The organism is Gilliamella sp. B3367 (assembly GCF_026536825.1).
In the GTDB taxonomy this organism is placed as follows: domain Bacteria; phylum Pseudomonadota; class Gammaproteobacteria; order Enterobacterales; family Orbaceae; genus Gilliamella; species Gilliamella apicola_E.
This window is the reverse complement of sequence record NZ_JAFNNJ010000002.1, coordinates 36,113-59,734: the sequence shown is the minus strand read 5'-3', so window position 1 is coordinate 59,734 and position 23,622 is coordinate 36,113. Positions and strand designations below refer to the sequence as shown.

General features: G+C 33.4%; 21 protein-coding genes. 2 read left to right on the top strand and 19 right to left on the bottom strand.

Annotation, left to right across the window (positions count from 1 at the left end; translation table 11 throughout):
• Positions 1-2 precede the first annotated feature (2 nt).
• Positions 3-1,391 (top strand): MATE family efflux transporter, encoded by a 1,389-nt coding sequence (locus J3U23_RS03145; RefSeq protein WP_267330221.1) that lies wholly within the window; start codon positions 3-5, stop codon positions 1,389-1,391.
• A 680-nt stretch (positions 1,392-2,071) separates the two neighbouring features.
• The gene (locus J3U23_RS03140) at positions 2,072-3,163 is read left to right on the top strand and encodes a phosphoethanolamine transferase (RefSeq protein WP_267338427.1); all 1,092 of its coding nucleotides are present in this window, start codon (positions 2,072-2,074) and stop codon (positions 3,161-3,163) included.
• Positions 3,164-3,283: 120 nt separating this feature from the next.
• Here J3U23_RS03140 and J3U23_RS03135 read toward each other — a convergent pair whose 3' ends face one another.
• From J3U23_RS03135 to tal (J3U23_RS03045), 19 genes are all read right to left on the bottom strand, one after another.
• Positions 3,284-3,637, bottom strand: coding sequence for a PTS glucitol/sorbitol transporter subunit IIA (locus tag J3U23_RS03135; RefSeq protein ID WP_065734494.1), 354 nt, complete (start codon positions 3,635-3,637; stop codon positions 3,284-3,286).
• 18 nt (positions 3,638-3,655) lie between these two features.
• Entirely contained in the window at positions 3,656-4,681 is a 1,026-nt protein-coding gene (locus J3U23_RS03130) for a PTS glucitol/sorbitol transporter subunit IIB (protein WP_267338425.1), read from the bottom strand.
• 12 nt (positions 4,682-4,693) lie between these two features.
• Complete coding sequence (locus J3U23_RS03125) at positions 4,694-5,215, bottom strand: PTS glucitol/sorbitol transporter subunit IIC (RefSeq protein WP_065734496.1); 522 nt, start codon at positions 5,213-5,215, stop codon at positions 4,694-4,696.
• Positions 5,216-5,260: 45 nt separating this feature from the next.
• On the bottom strand, positions 5,261-5,647 hold the full coding sequence (locus tag J3U23_RS03120; protein ID WP_267338424.1) for a transcriptional regulator GutM: 387 nt from the start codon (positions 5,645-5,647) through the stop codon (positions 5,261-5,263).
• Between the two features lie 79 nt (positions 5,648-5,726).
• A complete protein-coding gene (locus J3U23_RS03115) occupies positions 5,727-6,974 on the bottom strand; it encodes an NAD(P)H-dependent oxidoreductase (RefSeq protein ID WP_065734498.1) in 1,248 nt (415 codons plus the stop codon).
• 217 nt (positions 6,975-7,191) lie between these two features.
• Positions 7,192-8,139 (bottom strand): sugar-binding transcriptional regulator, encoded by a 948-nt coding sequence (locus J3U23_RS03110; RefSeq protein ID WP_065734499.1) that lies wholly within the window; start codon positions 8,137-8,139, stop codon positions 7,192-7,194.
• A 481-nt stretch (positions 8,140-8,620) separates the two neighbouring features.
• Entirely contained in the window at positions 8,621-9,571 is a 951-nt protein-coding gene (gene tal, locus J3U23_RS03105; RefSeq protein ID WP_267338422.1) for a transaldolase, read from the bottom strand.
• 23 nt (positions 9,572-9,594) lie between these two features.
• Positions 9,595-10,242, bottom strand: coding sequence for a ribulose-phosphate 3-epimerase (gene rpe / locus J3U23_RS03100; protein WP_267330933.1), 648 nt, complete (start codon positions 10,240-10,242; stop codon positions 9,595-9,597).
• 9 nt (positions 10,243-10,251) lie between these two features.
• Positions 10,252-12,255 carry a transketolase gene (gene tkt, locus J3U23_RS03095; RefSeq protein ID WP_267338420.1) on the bottom strand — a complete coding sequence of 668 codons (2,004 nt, stop codon included), beginning with the start codon at positions 12,253-12,255 and terminating at the stop codon, positions 10,252-10,254.
• Between the two features lie 13 nt (positions 12,256-12,268).
• A complete protein-coding gene (locus J3U23_RS03090; RefSeq protein ID WP_267338419.1) occupies positions 12,269-12,946 on the bottom strand; it encodes a ribulose-phosphate 3-epimerase in 678 nt (225 codons plus the stop codon).
• Between the two features lie 7 nt (positions 12,947-12,953).
• Entirely contained in the window at positions 12,954-13,394 is a 441-nt protein-coding gene (rpiB, locus tag J3U23_RS03085) for a ribose 5-phosphate isomerase B (RefSeq protein ID WP_267338418.1), read from the bottom strand.
• A gap of 109 nt (positions 13,395-13,503) precedes the next feature.
• Entirely contained in the window at positions 13,504-14,535 is a 1,032-nt protein-coding gene (locus J3U23_RS03080; RefSeq protein ID WP_065734504.1) for a zinc-binding dehydrogenase, read from the bottom strand.
• Between the two features lie 4 nt (positions 14,536-14,539).
• Positions 14,540-15,589: a galactitol-1-phosphate 5-dehydrogenase gene (locus tag J3U23_RS03075; protein ID WP_267338417.1), complete on the bottom strand. Its 1,050-nt coding sequence runs from the start codon at positions 15,587-15,589 to the stop codon at positions 14,540-14,542.
• A gap of 58 nt (positions 15,590-15,647) precedes the next feature.
• A complete protein-coding gene (locus J3U23_RS03070) occupies positions 15,648-16,922 on the bottom strand; it encodes a PTS galactitol transporter subunit IIC (protein ID WP_065734506.1) in 1,275 nt (424 codons plus the stop codon).
• A gap of 66 nt (positions 16,923-16,988) precedes the next feature.
• A complete protein-coding gene (locus J3U23_RS03065; RefSeq protein WP_065734507.1) occupies positions 16,989-17,270 on the bottom strand; it encodes a PTS sugar transporter subunit IIB in 282 nt (93 codons plus the stop codon).
• Between the two features lie 20 nt (positions 17,271-17,290).
• Positions 17,291-17,764 (bottom strand): PTS sugar transporter subunit IIA, encoded by a 474-nt coding sequence (locus J3U23_RS03060; RefSeq protein ID WP_267330931.1) that lies wholly within the window; start codon positions 17,762-17,764, stop codon positions 17,291-17,293.
• Positions 17,765-17,769: 5 nt separating this feature from the next.
• Positions 17,770-19,884, bottom strand: a complete 2,115-nt coding sequence (locus J3U23_RS03055; protein WP_065734509.1) for a BglG family transcription antiterminator — start codon at positions 19,882-19,884, stop codon at positions 17,770-17,772.
• 299 nt (positions 19,885-20,183) lie between these two features.
• Positions 20,184-22,190 (bottom strand): transketolase, encoded by a 2,007-nt coding sequence (tkt, locus tag J3U23_RS03050; RefSeq protein WP_267338415.1) that lies wholly within the window; start codon positions 22,188-22,190, stop codon positions 20,184-20,186.
• A 115-nt stretch (positions 22,191-22,305) separates the two neighbouring features.
• Complete coding sequence (gene tal, locus J3U23_RS03045) at positions 22,306-23,256, bottom strand: transaldolase (protein ID WP_267338414.1); 951 nt, start codon at positions 23,254-23,256, stop codon at positions 22,306-22,308.
• Positions 23,257-23,622 lie beyond the last annotated feature (366 nt).

The following is a 23,622-nucleotide window of genomic DNA, read 5'->3' as shown; positions in this document are numbered from 1 at the left end:
CAATGAAGCAACATTATCGACACGAAATAAAAAACTTAGTTACATTAGCAATCCCGGTCATGATTGCACAGATATCTCAAACCGCGATTACGTTTGTTGATACCATTATGGCAGGTAACTACAGCAAAACAGCGCTATCGGGTGTAGCCATAGCTGTATCAATTTGGTTGCCTACTATTTTATTTGGACAAGGCTTATTAACGGTATTAACACCAATAATTTCCAATTTAAATGGTGCGGCTAAACGTGAACAAGTTGCTGATCAGACTCGTCAAGGTGTTGTGATTGCTTTGATCTTATCCATAATCATGATGCTAGTTTTGTACAATTCGGACAAAATAATTAGTTTTAGAAGCTCAGCTGACCATCCAATCGATCCAGAAATGGTTGATGTAGCGGTATCATTTTTACGCTCAATCATGTGGGGCGTACCTGCTTTCTTGCTATTTTTAGTTTATCGTAATCAATGTGAAGGTTTATCTAACACAAAGCCTGCTATGGTGATTATATTTATTGCATTACTTGCTAATATCCCCATTAATTATGTTTTAATTTACGGTAAATTAGGATTGCCAGCATTTGGTGGTGTAGGTTGTGGTATTACCGCAGCAATAATCTTTTGGTTAATGTTTGCTTTAATTCGTATCTATACCTTAACGACAACTACTCAACGGGATATTCGTAAAACACCACTAACAAAACTGATTGATTTTGCTATCATCAAAAAAATAGTTGTATTAGGTACTCCCCTTGCTTTAGCCTATTTTTTTGAAATGAGTTTGTTCGCGGTAGTTGCATTACTTATTGCACCACTTGGTCAAATAACTGTTGCTGCACATCAAATTATCTTCACGATTAGCAGTTTAACGTTTGCAATACCTTTATCTTTAGGGGTAGCAACTAGTATTAGAGTTGGTTACCTATTAGGTAAAAACAAACCCATATTGGCCAAACAAACAGCTTATGTAAGTTTAGCCATATCATTCATGATAGCCGTAGTGGTAGCATTAATTCTGGTGGTATTCAGGTCACCAATTATTACCATATTCACCCATGAGATTGATGTTATCACTATTTGCCTACAACTTATTATTCTACTCGCTATCTATCAAGTATCTGATTACTTACAAGTTGTTGCAAGCAATGTATTACGTGGTTATAAAGATACTAAAAGCATATTTTTTATTACCCTTATCTCTTATTGGGTAGTAGGGTTACCAGTTGGATATATCTTAGGATTAACCGATCTTGTCATACAGCCAATTGGTGCAGCCGGTTTTTGGATAGGAATTATTTTAGGACTAGCTGTAGCAGCGTTCTTACTTATCGGTAGAATGATCTACATTCAAAAACAACCGCAAGATATCATACTGAAAAGAGCTTCACGATAATAAAAATTTCTCGCCAAACTTATCAATAAACAGAGTGAGTTTGGCAATATTTTATTTAAAATTGTTAATATCTATACTTAATCTAACTTAATAAATATAAAAGTCATAAAAGAAATTAAATTGTAAATAAATTTATATTGCTTAAAATTTAATTACTTATATAATTTTTGACCTCTTCAATGGATTGTTATTAATATAAATTTGTAATGTTAAAAAAAGAATTACTATCGCATGTTATTTGTATTTGTCTTTCAATAGTATTGGTTTACATATTAGGTTACCCGCTAAGATTTGATAGGATATTTCTTACTTATTTTTCTCTAATTTTTTTAGCTAGATTCACTTTTTTCCGTTTCTTATTCGGATTAACATTCGTTATAGCTGCACTTTATTTTCCAATAGGATTTTACTATGGATATCCCAATGTTGCTGTAGTCAGTGCCATATCAGAAACAGATATCGATGAAATGCAAGAATTCTGTTCGCAATTACCTCTCTATTTTTATTTAATACCATTCCTATTAGTAATTTTCTTTATTCTTTTTTTTAAAAAGTTTAGGTTTCCTAAAATAAAAAATTATTATGTTATTGCACTTGCATTAATGATTTGTTTTTATAAACCGGTTAAAAGTGCCATCAAATATCAGCCAACTACTTTATCTTCGATAACAACTTTAATAATGGATAATTTCAAATATCCCGTATTTGAGTTTTGCTTCGATTTATATTCAAGTGCAAAAATATATCAGACTGAAAAGGCTGAACAACTTAGACAAATACAACAACCCAATACAATACCCATTGTTTCTGTCAATCCTAAACATAAAACCTATGTTGTTATCATTGGTGAAAGTGTTCGTAAAGATTACATGAGTGCTTATGGCTTTAAATATGATAATACTCCTTTCACCAATAAAAATGCCTCGGTGATTTGGGACGGATTAATTGTTCCTGCATCAAATACCCAATCTTCAATTCCACATTTAATTAGTCAGTCTAGCTATTTAGATGATAATGAAGTCAATGCTCAATTAAATAATAATATTATTGCTATTGCTAATGATGCTGGATTTGAAACCTATTGGCTATCTAATCAAGGAAAATTAGGTAGAATGGAAATAACTGTACCAAGAATTTCCGCTTATAGTAAAAATATCTTTTACACTAAAAAAGGTGAGTACAATGGTAAATCAACTCGTGGTAAATATGATACTTTACTATTACCAGAATTAGACTCCTTATTATCTAAAAAGCAAGATAAGCCAAAACTTATTATTATGCATTTAATTGGCTCACATCCTCATTTTTGTAAAAGATTACAATTTGATATTCAGTTCGATCTAAAAAACGAAAATATATCTTGTTATGTCAGTAGCATTAAAGAAACCGATGACTTAATAAAATCTACAATTGATATATTGAAAAAACACAATGAAGATTACTCTGTAGTCTACTTTGCCGATCATGGGCTTTCTCACGCTGAGAAATATCAAGATTTAAGGCATAATTGGGAATACCAAAATAGTTATCAAGTGCCATTAATATTTTTTGATTCATCAGAAAAAAATCAAATTAAAATCAATAAACAAATTACCGGATATCAATTCGTATATCTACTAAGTCATTGGATGGGGATTGACTTAAACGTTCACCATGATTATATGCAATATAATCTGATTGATATCCCCGAACAAAAAGATATTCAAATTAAAGATTGGAAAAATAAGTTATATCCATTTGATAATTTGAAGAAAGATCCTAATCCGTATTAAGTATTGATGTTTACTGATTAAGATCAATTCACCATCACTAAATTAATAGTGATGGTTTTTCAAAATTTGTTGAATCAAAAATAATAATTATTGTCTACAAAATGGATAAATTCCTAGCTATTATTCAAAACAAATATCATCACCAATATTTAAATCAGGAAAAACAGCAGGTTCAACTTCTATTGCACCTGGCAAAATGCCATCATCACTTTGTTTAAAATAAATAGAAATATGACCTAATTCTTCAAAGTTTTTATTTGCCTCACTGCCAACCTGTTTAATGGTATATTTATGCTTACCTAACGTAAACTCTTTACCTTCAACCAATGTTTGATTAGGCTTTTTATGAAATTCATGAATAACACAAATTTCACGTAAATCAGGTGTTGCCATTGGACCAAATAGAATGATAACTTTTTCTTCCTTGAATTCTGGAACAATTGAACCGATTTCAGTAATGATACTTTTAGCCATATTTAACCCTTTTTTAGTTTAGTACATTCCAATACTCATAACCCATGCAATAACAACAGCCAATATTCCAGTTATCATACGACTATACAATACTGCGGGTACACCAAATTGAACTGTTTTAGGTTTTGCTTCACCTAAAGATAATCCAACAGGAATAAAATCACATCCAGCCTGAGCATTAATAGCAAATAACGCAGGTAGTGCATACGCAACTGGAATTGCACCAATTGCAATTTGCGAACCAATCAGAACCCCAATCACTTGCGCTATAACTGCTCCTGGTCCAAGAATTGGAGATAAAAATGGTAAGCTACAAATAAATGCAATAACCATCATCCCCCATATTGAACCTGCCAAAGGTGACAATGTTGTAGCTATAATATTACCAATTCCTGTGTAATTAATAATCCCTATAAGCATACTAATAAATGCCATGAAAGGAATAATATTTTTAATTAACATATCTGTCGAATCGCGACCAGCTTGATAAAAAATCCCCATTGCCTTACCAATACCTCGTGATAATTTAATCAACAAGCTTTCCTTTTGATTTTGGGAATGTTCTTTCTTTATTTGTGCATATTTTTCTTTGAATTTTTCGCGATCCAAAACTGGATCTTCAACCGTTTGCTGTTGTTGATCCTGCGAAGATGTCGTCGTTGATTGTTCATTATGACCTTCTGATAACATTATGTTTTGAGGTTTAACGCCTGAAACAAAAACATCTTCAGTAATATGTTTTGCTAGAGGACCAGTTGGCGCAGATGGAATAACATCAATGGTAGGAATTTTTTTCATTGGATAAACACCAATTCGAGCAGTACCACCACAGTCAATAATTGCACACAAAATTTCATCTTCTGGAATTGCATTTTTAAAGCCATCTACAGCCTCACCACCTGACAATTCAGCAATTTTTTGGGCTACTGGATGAATACCACCACCAGTAACAGAAAGTATTTTATGTTTTTCAGCAGTTGGCGTTAAAGAAAAACCTTTTCCCCAGCCACCTTGGCCTTTCTCGATTAAAATTGTTTTATACATCGTGACTCTCCCCTACAGATTTTCTTTACGCATCAAAAATTTAGTAATCATTTCGGTAATAACACCACGCATTAAAATAATAATAACACCAGCTAAAAAGTACCGAACAGAAAGACTCGAAATGTTATAACCCGCATCCATAACACCATTTGCAATACCTAGAAATACAAATAACTCACCTGCGTTTGCATAAGGAAACAAACCGGTCACTGGGTGCAAAAAAGAAACAACCGAATCATAAAAAGCCGGTTTTTGCTCTTCTTTAACAAAGCGACCAAAAGTATAAGCCATTGGGTTAGTTAACATTAAAACTGAAAGTATTGGCATTAAACTGTAACGCAATAACATATTCTTAGCAGAAAATTGAATAGCTTTAGTGACTCTTTGTTCACCAATAAAAGCAATTAAAGAATAAGTAAATGTCAATAGCACAATTAAAAGCGGGACAATTCCAGTCATAAATCCAACAAAGACTTGCCCACCAGCCTGAAACAACCCAATAAAATGGGTTCCAAACCACTCAATATATTCCATTATTATCTCCTTTAAAGTTGTAATAACGCTTTTATTAATGTTTAATCAAATAGGAACTTGAGTTGTTCCCATTTTTATAATTGCTTTTTCTTCAAGAGAGAGTCTTCTAGTTCCACTCTCTTCTTGTAAATTAGTTAAAATTTGTGATAGATAGCACCCATTAAATTTTGGTAAAGGTTTAAATTTGGCAAATACAGATTTTCCTTTTAAAATCTGACAATCCTTAATCATATTATTTTCATCAATTACCATAACCACAATCGCACTTGAACCAAACCATTTACGTTCAATAGCTGTATAAAGATGATAATTTTTAGAATTTGAATATTGTTGAGTTATTTTGTATATATATCTTTGATAATACTTAATTTGCATTAAGCTCAATATAGACTGTAAAACAAAAATAACAGTGGCAATTATTACAATATTCATATTTTTCAACCCTATTAAATCTAGTTAACACATCGCTTTAAAAACTGCTGAGCCTTATTGCTCAGCAGTTCTTATATTTTTAACTAAAGACTTCATCTTGAAGTTTACGTAATTTCCAAACTGTTGTTGTTTCATCTAAAACAACATCATCTTCAGTTAGAAACTTACCATTTGGTATATCTCGTTTAGCAACAACATTACCGCTGATAAGACCAATTGGAATATTTTTGTTTTTCTTCATATCTGCATGTGTTTCAATAACACCACGGACACAAAAACCACCAATACCATCAAGTTTCTCACCTCGTTTAATATTCTTTTTAGCGACCGCAACAGTTTCAGATACAGGAGCGCCACAAGGAACAATGGCGGTATCGTGATTTAAAATCGCTTTAGCAATCGTCATTGGTGTTTCAAGGCTAGCTAAGTGGAAAGGACGATATAAAATATGATGATCCCTATCACCTTTTTTCATCAAGTAATTCAATTCATTACTAACATTTGGATTTTGTCCTTTAACAATAACAAAAATCCCAGGCGCTAAACCATCTACATATTCAACAACGCCAAATTTATTAAGAACGCCACCGTTTTCTTTAAGGTTTAAATCTTTAAGAACAGAATCTAAATCACCTTTAACACCATGCATACCCACTACATCTGGAATAAATCCCATTGCATTAGAAAGTAAATTCATTTCTGCCATCGTTTTCGTACCATCTTGGAATGCAGCTAACATATGAGATGACATATGTTTTGAATCAGCTTCAGCTTGTGCAGTATCAGGGTTTGCCTCGATTTTTAATTTATTATTTTTCCCTTTACCTACAACTAATACTTCCATACCCATTGATTTAGCAAATTCGTACATTTCAAGAGTTGCAGCTGGTTCATCACCATCCGAACCGGTATAGATAAGATCTGCAGCACTAAATAGTTTATGCATCAAAGGACCTATCGTGATATCAATTTCAACATTAAGAAGAACTAAATGTTTTTTGGCCAATAATGTTTCTAAGGCAATTTTTGCACCTACTTCTGGCACCCCAGTAGCATCGACGATTATTTCAACATCTTTTGATTGGATCACTTCTTTAAAATTTTTAGAAACCAGAATACTATTTTTCTTACTAGCACTAGCCTTATAATCTTTCGCTGCTTGTTGTGCAGCTTTTAAATTAATATCACTAATTCCGGTTACACTCATTCCTGGAATGGTTGCTATTTGCGCTATCATTCCTCTTCCCATTTGACCAGCACCTATAACACCAACCTTAATCGGGTTGTCATTTTCTTCTCTTTGTAACAATTGTTTATATATGGTCATTATTATGTTCTCCTTATTAATTTTTTTAATTAAATAGATATACTAACTATTTATCATAAAGATAACATAACAAATCATAACTACAATTAGGAAAGTAACGTTATGTGACTTTTGTCACAATAAATGACATTTGTCACCAATTACAAATTTAGGACATAAAAAAGCCTCTTTTATAAAATAAAGAGGCTTATTAACTAAAATTAATACTATAAAATTATTAATGATTAATATTTAAAACATATTCTGCCATTTTGTCAGTCATAACGATAACATCAATAATCTTAGAATTTAAAGCTGCAACGACCGCTTTTTCTTTATTTTCACCAGAGACAATTGCAACTACTGTTGGAATTTTACGTAAATCATCTAACCCTAAACCTATAATTCTATGATTTATAGGGCTTTTCGATTCATTCCCGTCAGAAGTATAAAAACGTGAATTACAATCCCCTACTACATCGTAATAACGAAACTCCTCAAGATCTTTATTATTAATATAACCAATCTCTTCCATAGTACTATTATGATAAGGATTAGAAATACCTACGATTGCCATATCAACCGTTTTACCTTCATTGAGAACTTCATTTATATATTTATTTTTGCATAAATCTTTTTTCATTGTTTCGTCTTCAACCAGTGCGGGGGCATAAAGGTATTTACATGTACATTGCATCTTCTTCTTAAGATCATAACAAATTTGATTTGAATGTAAGTCTACTTCCTCGGCGCCCATGCCACCAATTAAAGGTACAATAACAAGCTCTTTATGAGTGATATAAGGGAACTCGTTAACGAATTTCCTAATCGTTTTTCCCCATGAAATACCTAAAGTTTTAACTTTCAAAATTCGTTTATTCAATGCGTAAACTGCTTTTTTAGCTAACCAATTGGTAGATTCCTCATAAGATAAATCATGCGTAGCAACAACAATCGCTTCTTCCAATTTGAATTTACTTTCAAGTTTTTGCTCTAATTCAACTGTATATGCTGTTTCATCCTTGATAAAAATTTCGACAATACCTAATTCTTTCGCATCTTGTAATTTTTTAGAAATAATTGATCTCGAAATACCTATCTTCTGAGCTATCTGAGCCTGAGTCCAACCGTATTGGTAATACCAAGTCGCAATCTTGACTAAATCTCGCTTTTCTTCCCATCTCATAAATCACTCCTATAATTAACAATAGTCAGCTAATATAACAAATGTTTTACCCATAGTAACATAAATGGAAAAAAATCATATATTAGGTTATATATTAATCACTAACATCGTTAAATTCACCACAACAAACTTAATTAAAAAATAAGCATAATCAATTTAAATAAACAAATTATTCCTATAACCATAATTTGTAATGAGTTTAATTATATTAAATAAAAACGATACAATGATTCTACCTTTTGAGATATTCTCATATGTCGATATAGATGACTAAATTTAACTTCTCTATAACATTTACATACAAAAGATTTGAAACCCCATTTAAACATGATCATCGATTTCTATTAATTAGTTTAATTATCAACAATGAATTAAGATATATTGATTTAGGCGAGTTATCATTAGAAGTATTAAATTCAGAAAAATTCGCTATAAAGATAGCTTAAATAAAAAGGGGAACTATCTCCCCTTTTATTAATAATTAAAGCAGTGCCCCGATCATATCTTCAAGTTTACCTTGATCGACCGCAAAGGCTCGAATGCCTTCAGCTAATTTCTCAACTGCCATTGCATCACTATTATGTTGCCATCTAAACTCAGCTTCAGTCATTAACGATGGACGCTCTACAATTGTTTGATTCGGATTCAATTTGCGTTCTACTGGCGCATTTGATTGTTGCATTTCCGCTAATAAATTTGGTGAAATGGTCAAACGATCACAACCCGCTAACGCTAATATTTGATCAACTTTACGGAAACTTGCTCCCATCACAATTGTTTTATAACCATGCTGTTTATAATAGTTATAAATATTACGAACAGATACTACGCCCGGATCTTGATCGGCAACATAAGGTTCTATTGGTTTCTTTGCTTGATACCAGTCATAAATACGTCCAACAAATGGTGAGATTAGAAATGCATTAACTTCTGCACAAGCTCGCGCTTGAGCAAAGGAAAATAGTAAAGTTAAATTACAGTTAATACCTTCTTTCTCTAAAACTTCCGCTGCTTTAATTCCTTCCCAAGTTGAAGCGATTTTGATTAGAATTCGCGATTTATCAATGCCTTTTTGTTTATATAAATCGATAATTTTCCGAGCTTTTTCAATACATCCCTGTTTATCAAACGACAATCTAGCATCGACTTCGGTTGAAATTCGACCTGGAACTGTTTTTAGAATTTCGGCGCCTATATTCACCGCAACTTGATCACAAGCATTAATTAATTGTTGTTCTTTACTGCCACCTAGTTTTTTAGCAGTATCAACAGCTGAATCAATTAAAGAACGATATTGAGGAAGTTGAGCTGCTTTTAACACAAGCGATGGATTAGTCGTTGCATCTTCTGGAGAAAACTGTTTAATCGAATCAATATCACCTGTATCGGCAACCACGACAGTTAATTTTTTAAATTCATCTAATTGGCTCATAAAATACCCCTTAAAAATATATCCTATATCGCTCTTAGGCGATTAACTATGTTTGCTCTATCGTTACTTTTGAAGAATGTGGTACCTGCAACTAATATATTCGCACCAGCTGCCTTACATATTTGAGCAGTTTCAATATTAATTCCGCCATCAACTTCAATTAAATAGTTGAGGTTATGCGCTTTTTTCCATTCAGCTAAGTATTGAATATTGATTAGCGTATCGTTAATAAACGACTGACCACCAAATCCAGGATTTACAGTCATTTGTAAAACAAGATCAACTTCACTCAAAACAGTATCTAAACGATGAGCTGGCGTTCCGGGAGTCAATACCACTCCCGCTAAACAACCACATTGTTTAATCTGTTGAATCAATCGATGGATATGTGGTGATGATTCAACATGCACTGAAATAATATCAGCGCCTGCTTGCACAAACTTTTCTATATAATATTCTGGCTGACTTAACATTAAGTGAACATCAATTGGCAACGAGGTTATTTTTTTAATTTGAGCAAGCATGTCATACCCAAATGACAAATTAGGAACAAAATGGCCATCCATGATGTCTAGATGCAAATAATCAGCACCAGATTGTTCTACACTATGAATTTCTTCTTCCAATCGCATATAATTAGCTGCAAGCAAAGAAGGTGCAATATAAACCATTTTAGTCTCCTATTTTTTTACTAATCGTTGGGCATGATGGATGATATTCTCGACCGTAAACCCATAAGCTTTAAACAGATCTTTTGCAGGTGCAGAATCACCAAAATGATCTATACCTATCATGTAGCCATCTTCACCAACAAAATGAGACCAACCAAATGAACATCCAGCCTCAATGGCTAAGCGGGCTTTAACATTACTTGGAAGAATTGATTCTTGATAACTTTTAGCTGTTTTAGCAAAAATTTCCCAACTTGATAAACTAACAACTGATGCATCAATATTTTTTTCACGTAATTTACTTTGAGCCTCAATCGCTAACGAAACTTCAGAACCTGTTGCTATCAAAATAATATCAGGAGTTTGTTCAACAGCAGGAGATACAATATAAGCACCTTTTTTAACACCTTTAGTTACATCTTGCTGTGAATTAGCTAAAATAGGTAAGTCTTGCCTTGATAGCACTAAAGCAATAGGTCCATTTTGATTTTCAATTGCTATTTCCCATGCAGCTCTTGTTTCTTTAGCATCAGCAGGACGAATAACTGTTAAATTCGGCATAGCTCTTAATGAAGCTAAATGCTCAATAGGTTCATGTGTTGGGCCATCTTCTCCAACGGCAACACTATCATGAGTAAATACATACGTAACAGGAAGGTTCATTAATGCCGCCATTCTAATTGCTGGCCGTAAATAATCAGAAAAAACAAAAAAAGTTGCGCCGAAAGATCGTAAACCTCGATGTAAAGCCATTCCGTTTAATATACTACCCATGGCAAATTCACGAACACCGAACCAAATATTTTTATTAGCAGGAAATTTTTTACTATATGCATCACTTGAATCAATAAAGGTTTTATTAGAACAACCTAAATCTGCTGAACCACCAAAAAACTCAGGTAATACATCTGAAATTGCATTAATCATTTTACCTGAAGCAGAACGAGTAGCTATTGGTTTAACTTCATTGAATTCTGGGAAATTTTTTTTCCAATTAGATGGTAAATGACCCGCAATAACTCGCCCAAGTTGTTTTCCTTCATCAGGATAAGATTGACAATATTTTTCATACTGCTTATTCCAATCTATATTATTTTGATCACCTAATTTAGAATATTTTTTTAAATGTTGTTTTACTTCTTTTGGAATATAGAAAGGTTCAACATTTTTACATTGATAAAATTGTTTAGTAGCAAGAGCTTCTTTTTCACCTAAAGGTGAGCCATGACAAGCTGAACTATTACTTTTATTTGGCGCGCCGTAACCAATTGTCGTCTTGACTTCAATTAATGTTGGTTGAGAAGATATCTTAGCTTCTGTTAAAGCTGAATTTATTTGTGATAAATTATTACCATCAGATACCGTTAAAACTTGCCAATTATAAGATTCAAAACGTTTTGCTACGCTTTCACTGAAAGTAATATTCAAATCACCATCTAAACAGATATTGTTTGAATCATATAGTACAATTAATTTACCTAATGATAGGTGTCCCGCTAAAGATGCTGCTTCTGCAGATACCCCTTCCATCAAATCGCCATCACCACAAATTGCATAAGTATAGTGATCAACAATCTGATTATCTGGTTTATTGTACTGAGCAGCTAGATGACTTTCAGCAAGAGCCATACCAACTGCCATTGCTATACCTTGACCTAGTGGACCTGAAGTAGCATCAACACCCGGGGTCCATCCAAATTCAGGATGACCAGGAGTTCGACTATTATGTTGTCTAAATGACTTCAAATCATCTAATGTCACGTCATAACCAAAAAGATGCAATAGACTGTACAGTAATGCTGAACCATGACCAGCTGATAAAACAAAACGGTCACGATTGAACCAATTAGGATTATTTGGATTAAATTTTAAATGATTAGAAAATAGTGAATAAGCCATTGGTGCTGCCCCCATTGGCATTCCTGGATGACCTGAATTTGCTTTTTCAATCATATCAATTGATAGTGTTCTAACTGTATTGACTATCGTTTGTTCTAAATCTTTTTTTAACATGACTAACTCCTTATTATTGATTTTTTAATTCTATTTGCTTTCTAATTTGCATAATCTGCTTTGTGTAATTATTATTATTTTTTTGATTAAAAAGTGCGGAAGTTCCTAAGACAAAAACATCAGGCATACTATTTTCCATTAACTTAATAGTTTGTAGATTAATATTACCGTCCACTTCAATTAGTGGAGGATTTTCTAACTCTTGTAATCTCATTTTTAGCTGAACAATTTTATCTATAGTACTTAGCTGAATTTTTTGTCCTGCAAACCCAGGATTAACTGTCATTAATAAAATCATATCGATATGAGATAAATAGGGTTCTAATAATGAAATTGGTGATAATGGATTAATCGCGATAGAAGGACGGATATTTTGATCACGTAAATAATCAATTATGGAAAATACGTCATCACAAGTCTCTATATGGAAAGAGATATACATTGGTTGAATCGATGCAAACAGTTGGGCATATTTTAACGGAGAAACTGTCGCTAGATGAATATCTAATGGGATCGTAGTGGCTGATTTTACTCTAGCAAGATATTCTGGTCCTAAAGCAAGATTTTTAACATAAACACCATCCATTACATCACAATGTAATAAATCAACCTTGGCATGTTCAAGTTGTGATAGCTCGTGCTTTAAGTTAAGTTGATCGGCACACATTATAGAAGCTGCAATCTGTTTCATAACAACCTCACTTTTTTTCGAGTTCAATAACCATATCAACTCGTTTTTTATGTCGACCCTTTGCAAACTCGCTTGTTAACCAAATATCAACAATATTGAGAGCTAAACCAATACCTAAAACACGTTCACCTAAACAAAGCACATTGCTATCATTATGTTCTCTAGTTGCTTTAGCAGAAAAACAGTCAGAAACCACTGATGCTCGAATTCCTTTTATTTTATTTGCTGCAATCGACATACCAATACCTGTGCCACAACATAAAATACCCAGATCAGCTTTTTTACTTACAATCAACTCAGCTACATTTTTCGCATAAATTGGAAAATCAACACTTTCAAAACTATCACAACCGACATCAATAATTTCATATCCATTGTTTGTTAAATGATTGATTATGGTATCTTTTAAATTTTTTCCACCATGATCACAACCAATTGCAATTTTCATATTATTACCTCATAACTACCTGAAAGTTATTTGAAGCACCTACTTTTAATATTTAAAAGTAGGTGTGTTATCAATTTAAAAAAAAGGCACACATTATCAATACGTTGAATTATGATTTTATTAATACCTTTATTTCAGTACCTTCCATTACTTTTTCAAATCCTTTTCGCCAGTCACGAAGGTCATAAATCTTAGTGATCATCTTTTCAGTATTAATTTTATGTTTTGCTAATAAATCTAATGAGGTAATCCATGAACTAGGTTTTTGAGAACGTGAACCAATATAATTAATTTCACGTTGAATGATAGACTCTTCATCTAATTCATTATTTTTCTTAGCAAATAGTCCAACTTGAACAAAGTCGCCTTTTTTACGAATTAAAGGTAAACCTTGATTTACAGCTGAAATCACACCAGAACAATCAAAAATGCGATCAACACCGATATTATTGGTTATTGATAAAACAAATTTTGTTAAATCTTCTTTTTGTAGATCGATAATGTGATCAACGCCAAGTTCAACGGCTAGCTCTAAACGGGGTTGATCTCGAGTAATACCTGCCAGAATGACTGTTGCACCTTGTGATTTAACGACTTGAGCAAGAAGCAAGCCGATAGGACCGGGACCAAAAATAAGGACAATATCTGTTGGTGATATAGTTGTTTTTTCTAAAGCTGCGTGAACACAACATGCTAAAGGTTCAGTAAGTGCTGCTGATTTATAGCTAATATTGTCATGAAGTACATGGCAACTTTCTTCACGTGACAAAACAAATTCAGCCATACTACCGTTAATTTGAGTACCAATACCTTTACGATTTCCACATAAGTTATAGTCTTTTTTTAGGCAATAAGGACAAGTACCACAAGTCTCATAAGTTGTTTCACTCGTAACACGATCCCCTACTTTAATACTTTTAACATCAGGACCAACAGCTACAACTTCACCAGAAAATTCATGTCCTAATACGACGGGTGTTTTAGGGTTATTATATTCACCTTTAAATGTATGAATATCTGAGCCACAAATACCAGTATAAGCGACTTTAATTTTTACTCTATCTCCATATACTTCAGGTTCGTCAATATCTCTTAATTCCATTTGATCATAACCTGAAGCTGTTTTTACTAATGCTTTCATAATATTATTTCTCCATATAAGGCAAAATGAGAACTTTGTTATAGTCATGTTGACCAGATAAAATCATGTCAAATGCTTCTTTAGTTTCCGCTAGTGGATAACGATGGGATATGAGAGGTTTCAACTTAATACGTTGTTGTCGAATAAGTTCAATGGCTGTCGTCCATGCCTTACCTGGAAAGGGTGCTGAATATGAGTTCCAAAATCCCTTAAGAATCAATTCACGACGAAAGATATTTTCAAATGCTTCTTCATGCAATAACACATCAGAATAAGCAATACCAACATAACCAATTTTTCCACCTTTTCTACTCACTAATAAACACTGTTCTTGTGTCACTCTTGATCCTGCGCATTCCATTACAATATCAGCACCAATACCGTGAGTAATCTCATTAATCCTTCCTTTTAAATCTTCTTTAATCGAATTAAGGGTATAGTGACAACCTAAACTCTTTGCAAAAGATAATTTTTTATCACTAATATCAACAGCAATAACAGTTGTTACACCATTTGTTATCAAACATTGAGCAGTTAACATACCTATAACGCCCATACCAAAAATTACAGCGGTATCACCTAATTGAGGTTGAATACCTAACGTTGCATGAAGTGCAATAGCAAGCGGTTCCAGCATTGCCGCTTCTTCAAAATCAAGATCATCAATAGGAACAACATTATTTGCATTTAAAACAACATTTTCAGCAAAAGCTCCAAAGAAATGAGAACCTAACATTTGATAATGTTCACAAAGAGAATACTTACCTGTTTTACAATTGAAGCATTCATAGCATGGTAAAAATGGGATACCTGCTACTCTTTGCCCAATTGATAATGATTTAACATTTCCACCAATCTCAGTAATAACACCAGAAAACTCATGTCCCATTACTGCTGGTAATGGATACTTCCATTGAGTTTGCATCTTATGAATATCAGATCCACAAATGCCAGCTGCCATAACCTTGACTCTAACATCATCAGCACCACATAATTTAGGATTAACATCTTCTGTATTGATAATCTTGTTTTGATAAAGAACCGCTGCTTTCATATTTTTTCCTTACCACTTAATTCCAACATTTAATTAAAATATAAATACTCATTAACAATTAATTAAAAAACGCTTCCCACAATTGAGAGAATTTAAGAATAATCCAGTTAAAAAAGTTGCCTCCCATATCTAAAGTGCTAAGCTCACTTGCACCTTCAGGGAATTTATAAACACCATCTAACATTGCTGTATGTACTGCACCAAAATCAGTCGCCATCAGTAACGCTAAAGCAATAACAACCGTACCACTAAGAACGGAGTGCAGAATGTTACCGTTACGAGATGCGACAACAAATGAGACATAAAATGGAATAGTAGCTAAATCACCGAATGGCAAAACTTTATTACCAGGAATAACAATCGCTAAAAAAAGTGTTATTGGAACAAGCAATAAACCAGTTGAAATGTTAGCTGGATGTCCGATTGATAATGCTGCGTCTAAACCTATATAAAGTTCACGTCCTTTAAATCGTGATTTCATGTAGTCACGGGCTGCTTCTGAAATTGGAATTAAACCTTCCATAAGAATTTTTACCATCCGTGGCATTAATAACATTACAGCTCCCATAGAAACACCTAGTTTAAATGTTTCACCAATTTCATAACCAGCTAGCAAACCAATGACAATCCCCAATATCAACCCCATAATCATTGGTTCACCAAAAATACCAAATCGTTTTTGAATTGTTTCTGGATCTACATGTAAATCCTTAATAACAGGAATTTTTCCAATTACCCAACCAATTGGTATCCCGACAAAACCAAACGCTGCAGTTGATCCCGTTGGTAATGAGACCCCTTTAAGACCATAGAAATTTTCAACCAGATTTTGGGTTTTATCAGCCATCCATAGACATAACACTTCATAAATAAGTGCACATAAAATCGCAAACCACCAGTTTCCACCTGTGACAATAAAACCTGTTGCACCAGCTGCTATGAAATGCCAATAATTCCAGATATCAACATCTAAAGTTTTTGTCATTTTGAAGAAAATTAAGATAAGATTTGCGACTAAACAGATAGGAATTAAAATAGCCGCAACAGGAGATGCCCAAGAACCGGCTGCAGCACCTGGCCAACCAACATCAATAATCGTTAAACTTAAACCGAATCGTTCAACCATTTGCTGGGCTGCTGGTCCTAAACTTTGTGAAAGTAAACCAATGACAAGATTGATGCCAACAAAACCAATACCAATGATAATTGCCGAACGAATAGCTCGACCCACAGGGACTTTAAAAATAATAGCGATAATAAATATAGCAATTGGTAAAATAACAGTAGGGCCTAAACCAAGTACATATTGCACGCTAGCTAATAATGTATCCATTTTCTATTCCTTGCTCAGTAATATTTAACTTTTAGGTAAATTGACTTACCTAGATACTCAATTTTTTTATTTTAAATAAGACAATATTTCTTCATCTAATGCCTCCTCGTTAATACCACTGATATATGCTGTAGCAATGATGGCAGGGATTTGATACGTGGTTGGTAAAATAGTGGTAGAAACAATAAGATCTGCTTGATGTTGCTGTGAAGCAGCTTCTGCAATTTTTATTTGTTTTACTTCTGCATCAATTTGATGCTCTTTGATTAAACGTTCAACTCTATCTGTTACAACAGTTGAAGTTGCAATTCCTGCGCCGCATGCGACTAATATTTTAAGTTTGCTCATGATTAACTCTCCTAATGATATTATTTATCTTCCAATGAAATATTCTGAAATATTTGAATTATTTCATTATAATTTTTCGCTTTAACTAATTGATTAACATGATTTTTATTTTGTATTACTCTCATAATTTGTTGTAAAACAGTTAATTGACAATGAGGTTGGTTTAAACCAAGAATGAAAATAAGATCGACATTTACCACCTGCTTTTCATTCTCCATTGACTTAAACGAGATAGTTTTTTGTGGAATAATAATTCCGATGAATTGCTCTTTAATGCAATCTGGATCGGTATGTGGAATTGCAATACCGTAACCATTAAGTTGAATTCCAGTTGGAAAACAACTTTCTCGTTCATTAATCTTAGATAAGAAAGAGGTTGTAACTAAATCAAGTTGTAAAGCTTGATCAGAGACCATTTGAAAAAGTTCAATCGTGTTACGACACCGGTTATCCAACCAGATCATTTTTTCTTTTAAGAAATCGATTAAATACATAGAAATTAATTCTCCTGTAATATAATTTGTTGTTTTAATTTGAAATCATTTTGAGATACAAACATTTGTATTTCTTGGTACAGCTGTTCGGAAGTAGTGGTATCATGCAGTTTATTTAATATTGAACGATCATTAGCTAACTCCATTAATTGCAGTAATGCTGTAAAATGTGACCGTCTATCTGTCGCAGCAATAACTACGACAAAATGCAGTTTTCCTAGTTTTTCTGTATAAATACCGTGTTTAATATGTAAAAGACTCATACAGAGTTGATTTGCACCTTTTTCAATTTCAGCATGAGGAATAGCTATTGCTAGTCGAAGAACAATACTTTCACTGATTTCTGGATATCGAGAAATCATTGCATCTACATAAGTTTGCGAAATTAAATTTTCATTTAATAATGGTTGTGCAGCTAAACGGATTGAATCGTGCCAAGTTTCAACACTATCGGTTTTGGTGATATGTGTTAATGTTAAAAGCTCGGCAAGACTTTTTTGAGCTTCTTTTGGGGGTTCCTGCAAATTTGACGTTGATGCTAATGACTCGACGATTGCTCTTTCTAATTTTTTTCTTTCTTGAATAATTGTATATTTATCAATTAATTTCATCAGTTCTTCTACACCGATAATATTGCTTTCAATGTTATATACAGTGCGCATTACTCGACATCTCAAATCATATTGCTCTTTTTCGCTCATGACTTGATTAATAAAGAACATCGTTTTAGAGGTATAAATTGGTATAGTGGTAAAAACCACATCATAAATTACATTGGTTTGCTCAAATTGACGGGCAGACATTGCCGGATAAAACATGATTTCTGGAAAAATAGATCGCAATGTCTTATCCATAATTCGAATAATGGATAAACTACCAGAACAAACAATAACGGCTTTAATAGGAGAATTAAAATTCTCATTTATCTCGATTAAATGACCACCAAAAAACAATGCTATCAGCATACTTTCATTATCAGGAATCTTATTACCAATAACATCTTCTAAGGGTTTTAAAGATTGTTTTACAAAAAAGTGAATAATATTGAACTCACTATCAATTTCATCAAATGCGTCCGTATAATCAGAAGCTAATTTATATTTGATTCGATAATAGGCGGGCTTAATATGTGCATAAAGCTTTTCCAATAAGAGTTCTTTATTTTGTAAAACAACGACAGCATTTTTTTCGAATTCATTAATAATTTTGACTAATGCATCACGTAATTCTTGTTTATATTTATTAGTTGGCTTAGAGGTTTGTAATTGTTCTAAAAGTACGTTCGAAATCAATAATTGAAGGGTAATATAAAATCTTTCTGGTTGAGGGATATTATTTCGATTACCAATAAGGATTTCAGTCGCGTTATATTCTCGTGTATCTGATAATTCTTTATAATCTATTAAAAAATCAGCTGTAATGATCCAATTTTTTTCAATTCGCCTAAAAATTGTTTCTAATATGTAAGGTAAAACCCGCATTTTTTTGTCAATAAAGCGGATTTTTAATTGTTCCTCAACTTGTTCTAAACTTTGACGATGTTTTTTGATGGTGTCTGTATTTATACCAGTGAATTCACTAACAGCTAATTCACCGCAAAAACTGTCCATGATATGTTCAAGTGCATGAATAAAAGCAGTACGAATTCGCCACTCATCACCTTTAATTTGATAACCTTTTTTTCGAAAATAACAAATATCTAATTTATATTTAATTAAAGTATTTTGTGCTAGTTTTAAATCACTTAAAACAGTATTTTTACTTACTGATAAACCAAAAATAAAATGATTGAGTGATAGTTTTTCATTACTCGCAACTAACATTAAGATGATTAAATTAATGCGTTCTTTTTCAGAAGGAATGTAGCGTTGTTTCGCTTTTTCTTGAGGTTTTAAATCTGAAACTAATTGAAATAAATCAGGTTCAACAACAAATTGACCATTTGAACTTCGGTGTATTTTTGGATAAGTTTGCCTTTCTAACCAGCTATTAATTTTATTGAAACTATAATCAATTTGCCTTCTGGTTAAATTCAATCTTGCCTGCAAATCCATGCTAGTTATATTGAGATGAGACAAAATCTCTTTCAGCAATATAGCACTTCGTTCATCTAAATACATGTGTCATCCTCCACATATTTGTTAATAAAAAGTCTAAAGTAGCTTGAAATAAAGTGATAATTGTTTTGGGTCCAATGTGTGGTATTTTGATTGTGCCAAGATGGGAGAAAAATATCTAACCTTATAAAAAATATTAAGTTATAAAAAGAATGTTATAAATTGGTTATGGAGTTATTAGCGACAAAAGTAATAGATAAAGGGGGATTTAAGAATTGGGATCTAAAAAATATAAAATAGAAATATAAAAAAACTTCGCTAAAGTTATTAGCGAAGTTTTATTTTGTTAATGAAACTATGATTTATTTCAATAGACTTTTGGCTTGATTTAAAACATTTTCAACCGTGAAACCAAACTTAGCAAATAGTTGTTCTGCTGGGCCTGATTCACCGAAGGTTGTCATGCCAATGATTTTGCCGTTTAAACCGACATATTTAAACCAATAGTCACTAATACCAGCTTCGATAGCGATGCGAGCTGTTACTGAAGATGGTAATACTGATTCTCTATAAGCTTGATCTTGCTTATCAAATGCATCAGTTGATGGCATTGAAACAACTCTTACTTTTCTACCTGCTTCGGTTAATTTGTGATAAGCCTCAACAGCTAGCTCAACTTCTGAACCTGTTGCAATAAGGATAAGTTCTGGCGTACCGCTACAATCATTTAAGGTATAACCACCACGGTAAACATTAGCTAATTGCTCAGCTGTACGCTCTTGTTGTTTAAGATTTTGTCTTGAGAAGATAAGTGCAGTTGGACCATCTTTTCGTTCAACCGCATATTGCCAAGCAATGGCTGATTCAACCTGGTCACAAGGACGCCAAGTACTTACATTTGGTGTCACGCGTAAGCTTGCCATTTGTTCTACTGGTTGGTGTGTTGGGCCGTCTTCACCCAATCCAATTGAGTCATGAGTATAAACGAATAAAGAACGAATCTTCATTAATGCTGCCATACGTACTGCATTTCTAGCATATTCCATAAACATCAAGAAGGTTGCACCATAAGGAATAAAGCCACCATGTAAAGAAATACCATTCATAATTGCTGACATACCAAACTCACGCACACCATAATGAATATAGTTACCAGCAGGGTTGGCTAAAATTTCTTTAGAACCAGACCACATGGTTAAATTACTTGGCGCTAAGTCAGCAGAACCACCTAAGAATTCAGTTAATACTGGAGCAAATGCTTCAATTGCATTTTGTGACGCTTTACGAGTTGCAATTGTTGCTGGATTTGCTTGTAATTTATTAACAAAATCTTTGGCTGTTTGTTGCCAATTACTTGGTAAGTCGCCATTCATACGGCGTTTAAATTCTTTCGCTAAATCAGGATAAGCTTTAGCATAGGCATCAAAACGAGCATTCCATTCATCTTCACGTTGTTTACCTTTAGCTTTTGCATCCCATGCATCATAATATTCTTTTGGAATTTCAAATGCAGGATGAGACCAACCTAATGCTTTACGTGTTGCTTCAATTTCAGCATCACCAAGAGGAGCCCCGTGACTTTCATGGCTACCGGCTTTATTAGGCGAACCAAAACCGATGACAGTTTTACACATTAATAATGATGGTTTATCAGTTACAGCTTGTGCTTGTTCGATAGCTTCAGCTAACGCTTTCGCATCATGTCCATCAATACCGCGAATCACATGCCATCCATAAGCTTCAAAACGTTTAGCAGTATCATCAGTAAACCAACCTTCAACTTCACCATCGATTGAAATACCATTATCATCGTAAAAAGCGATAAGTTTGCCTAATTTAAGGGTTCCCGCTAAAGAACAAACTTCATGAGAGATCCCTTCCATCATACAGCCATCACCCATAAATACATAAGTATTGTGGTCAACAATTGTATGGCCAGACTTATTAAATTGAGCAGCTAATGTTCTTTCAGCTATTGCCATACCCACTGCATTAGCAATACCTTGACCAAGTGGACCTGTTGTGGTTTCAACACCTGGAACATGACCAAATTCAGGGTGACCTGCTGTTTTAGCATTTAATTGACGAAAGTTTTTTAAATCATCAAGCGTTACGTTATAACCAGTCAAATGTAACAAGCTATAGATTAACATTGACGCATGACCGTTGGATAACACAAATCGGTCACGATCTGCCCAATTTGGATTGGTTGGATTATGTTTTAAAAATCCACGCCAAAGTACTTCAGCCATATCAGCCATCCCCATTGGTGCACCTGGATGACCTGATTTTGCCTTTTGCACGCCATCCATACTTAATGCTCTTATCGCATTTGCTAATTCGCGGTGGGATAGTGTGGTTGCATTCATGATAATGATCTCCAAAAAATATTTAATAATTCATTGATAGTCTGCGATCAGCAGACAAATAAAACAGGTTTGTAACAAAATTAAAAAGGGGAACTATCTCCCCTTTTATTAATAATTAAAGCAGTGCCCCGATCATATCTTCTAGTTTACCTTGATCGACCGCAAAGGCTCGAATTCCTTCAGCTAATTTCTCAACTGCCATTGCATCACTATTATGTTGCCATCTAAACTCAGCTTCAGTCATTAACGATGGACGCTCTACAATTGTTTGATTCGGATTCAATTTGCGTTCTACTGGCGAATTTGATTGTTGCATTTCCGCTAATAAATTTGGTGAAATGGTCAAACGATCACAACCCGCTAACGCTAATATTTGATCAACTTTACGGAAACTTGCTCCCATCACAATTGTTTTATAACCATGCTGTTTATAATAGTTATAAATATTACGAACAGATACTACGCCCGGATCTTGATCGGCAACATAAGGTTCTATTGGTTTCTTTGCTTGATACCAGTCATAAATACGTCCAACAAATGGTGAGATTAGAAATGCATTAACTTCTGCACAAGCTCGCGCTTGAGCAAAGGAAAACAGTAAAGTTAAATTACAGTTAATACCTTCTTTCTCTAAAACTTCCGCTGCTTTAATTCCTTCCCAAGTTGAAGCGATTTTGATTAGAATTCGCGATTTATCAATGCCTTTTTGTTTATATAAATCGATAATTTTCCTAGCTTTTTCAATACATCCCTGTTTATCAAACGACAATCTAGCATCGACTTCGGTTGAAATTCGACCTGGAACTGTTTTTAGAATTTCGGCGCCTATATTCACCGCAACTTGATCACAAGCATTAACTAATTGTTGTTCTTTACTGCCACCTAATTTTTTAGCAGTATCAACAGCTGAATCAATTAAAGAACGATATTGAGGAAGTTGAGCTGCTTTTAACACAAGCGATGGATTCGTCGTTGCATCTTCTGGAGAAAACTGTTTAATCGAATCAATATCACCTGTGTCGGCAACCACGACAGTTAATTTTTTAAATTCATCTAATTGGCTCATACTTCAAATTCCTCTACTACATGTTTTTTAAACATAATTATAATAACATTTATTAAGTAATAAAACGACAGGATAAAGTCGTTTCAGTTCAGGCTATTTTTATCAAAAATAGTATAAAAACAAAGCAAAATTAAAAGTTAGCAAGCTCAAGCAAGCTAAATTTAAGCGTAATTCAACAACTCGTTACTTTAAAACTCATCATAATAAAAAACGTTCTACTTCTTCAGCAAATAGACCACTTTTAAATTATGATTTTTATCTCAGTTGAATCAATTTTTAGCAAATTCAACCCTTTTCCATCCATTGCCATAATGTGATCACTATTTTTCACGGCGGATAATCTATCACGGCATTATACTGTATGTA

Bases quoted from the DNA above. Each gene is read 5' to 3' on its own strand.
- J3U23_RS03145 (WP_267330221.1), top strand. From the start codon at position 3: ATGAAGCAACATTATCGACACGAAATAAAAAACTTAGTTACATTAGCA.
- J3U23_RS03140 (WP_267338427.1), top strand. From the start codon at position 2,072: ATGGATAATTTCAAATATCCCGTATTTGAGTTTTGCTTCGATTTATAT.
- J3U23_RS03135 (WP_065734494.1), bottom strand. From the start codon at position 3,637: ATGGCTAAAAGTATCATTACTGAAATCGGTTCAATTGTTCCAGAATTC.
- J3U23_RS03130 (WP_267338425.1), bottom strand. From the start codon at position 4,681: ATGTATAAAACAATTTTAATCGAGAAAGGCCAAGGTGGCTGGGGAAAA.
- J3U23_RS03125 (WP_065734496.1), bottom strand. From the start codon at position 5,215: ATGGAATATATTGAGTGGTTTGGAACCCATTTTATTGGGTTGTTTCAG.
- J3U23_RS03120 (WP_267338424.1), bottom strand. From the start codon at position 5,647: ATGAATATTGTAATAATTGCCACTGTTATTTTTGTTTTACAGTCTATA.
- J3U23_RS03115 (WP_065734498.1), bottom strand. From the start codon at position 6,974: ATGACCATATATAAACAATTGTTACAAAGAGAAGAAAATGACAACCCG.
- J3U23_RS03110 (WP_065734499.1), bottom strand. From the start codon at position 8,139: ATGAGATGGGAAGAAAAGCGAGATTTAGTCAAGATTGCGACTTGGTAT.
- tal (WP_267338422.1), bottom strand. From the start codon at position 9,571: ATGAGCCAATTAGATGAATTTAAAAAATTAACTGTCGTGGTTGCCGAT.
- rpe (WP_267330933.1), bottom strand. From the start codon at position 10,242: ATGGTTTATATTGCACCTTCTTTGCTTGCAGCTAATTATATGCGATTG.
- tkt (WP_267338420.1), bottom strand. From the start codon at position 12,255: ATGTTAAAAAAAGATTTAGAACAAACGATAGTCAATACAGTTAGAACA.
- J3U23_RS03090 (WP_267338419.1), bottom strand. From the start codon at position 12,946: ATGAAACAGATTGCAGCTTCTATAATGTGTGCCGATCAACTTAACTTA.
- rpiB (WP_267338418.1), bottom strand. From the start codon at position 13,394: ATGAAAATTGCAATTGGTTGTGATCATGGTGGAAAAAATTTAAAAGAT.
- J3U23_RS03080 (WP_065734504.1), bottom strand. From the start codon at position 14,535: ATGAAAGCATTAGTAAAAACAGCTTCAGGTTATGATCAAATGGAATTA.
- J3U23_RS03075 (WP_267338417.1), bottom strand. From the start codon at position 15,589: ATGAAAGCAGCGGTTCTTTATCAAAACAAGATTATCAATACAGAAGAT.
- J3U23_RS03070 (WP_065734506.1), bottom strand. From the start codon at position 16,922: ATGGATACATTATTAGCTAGCGTGCAATATGTACTTGGTTTAGGCCCT.
- J3U23_RS03065 (WP_065734507.1), bottom strand. From the start codon at position 17,270: ATGAGCAAACTTAAAATATTAGTCGCATGCGGCGCAGGAATTGCAACT.
- J3U23_RS03060 (WP_267330931.1), bottom strand. From the start codon at position 17,764: ATGTATTTAATCGATTTCTTAAAAGAAAAAATGATCTGGTTGGATAAC.
- J3U23_RS03055 (WP_065734509.1), bottom strand. From the start codon at position 19,884: ATGTATTTAGATGAACGAAGTGCTATATTGCTGAAAGAGATTTTGTCT.
- tkt (WP_267338415.1), bottom strand. From the start codon at position 22,190: ATGAATGCAACCACACTATCCCACCGCGAATTAGCAAATGCGATAAGA.
- tal (WP_267338414.1), bottom strand. From the start codon at position 23,256: ATGAGCCAATTAGATGAATTTAAAAAATTAACTGTCGTGGTTGCCGAC.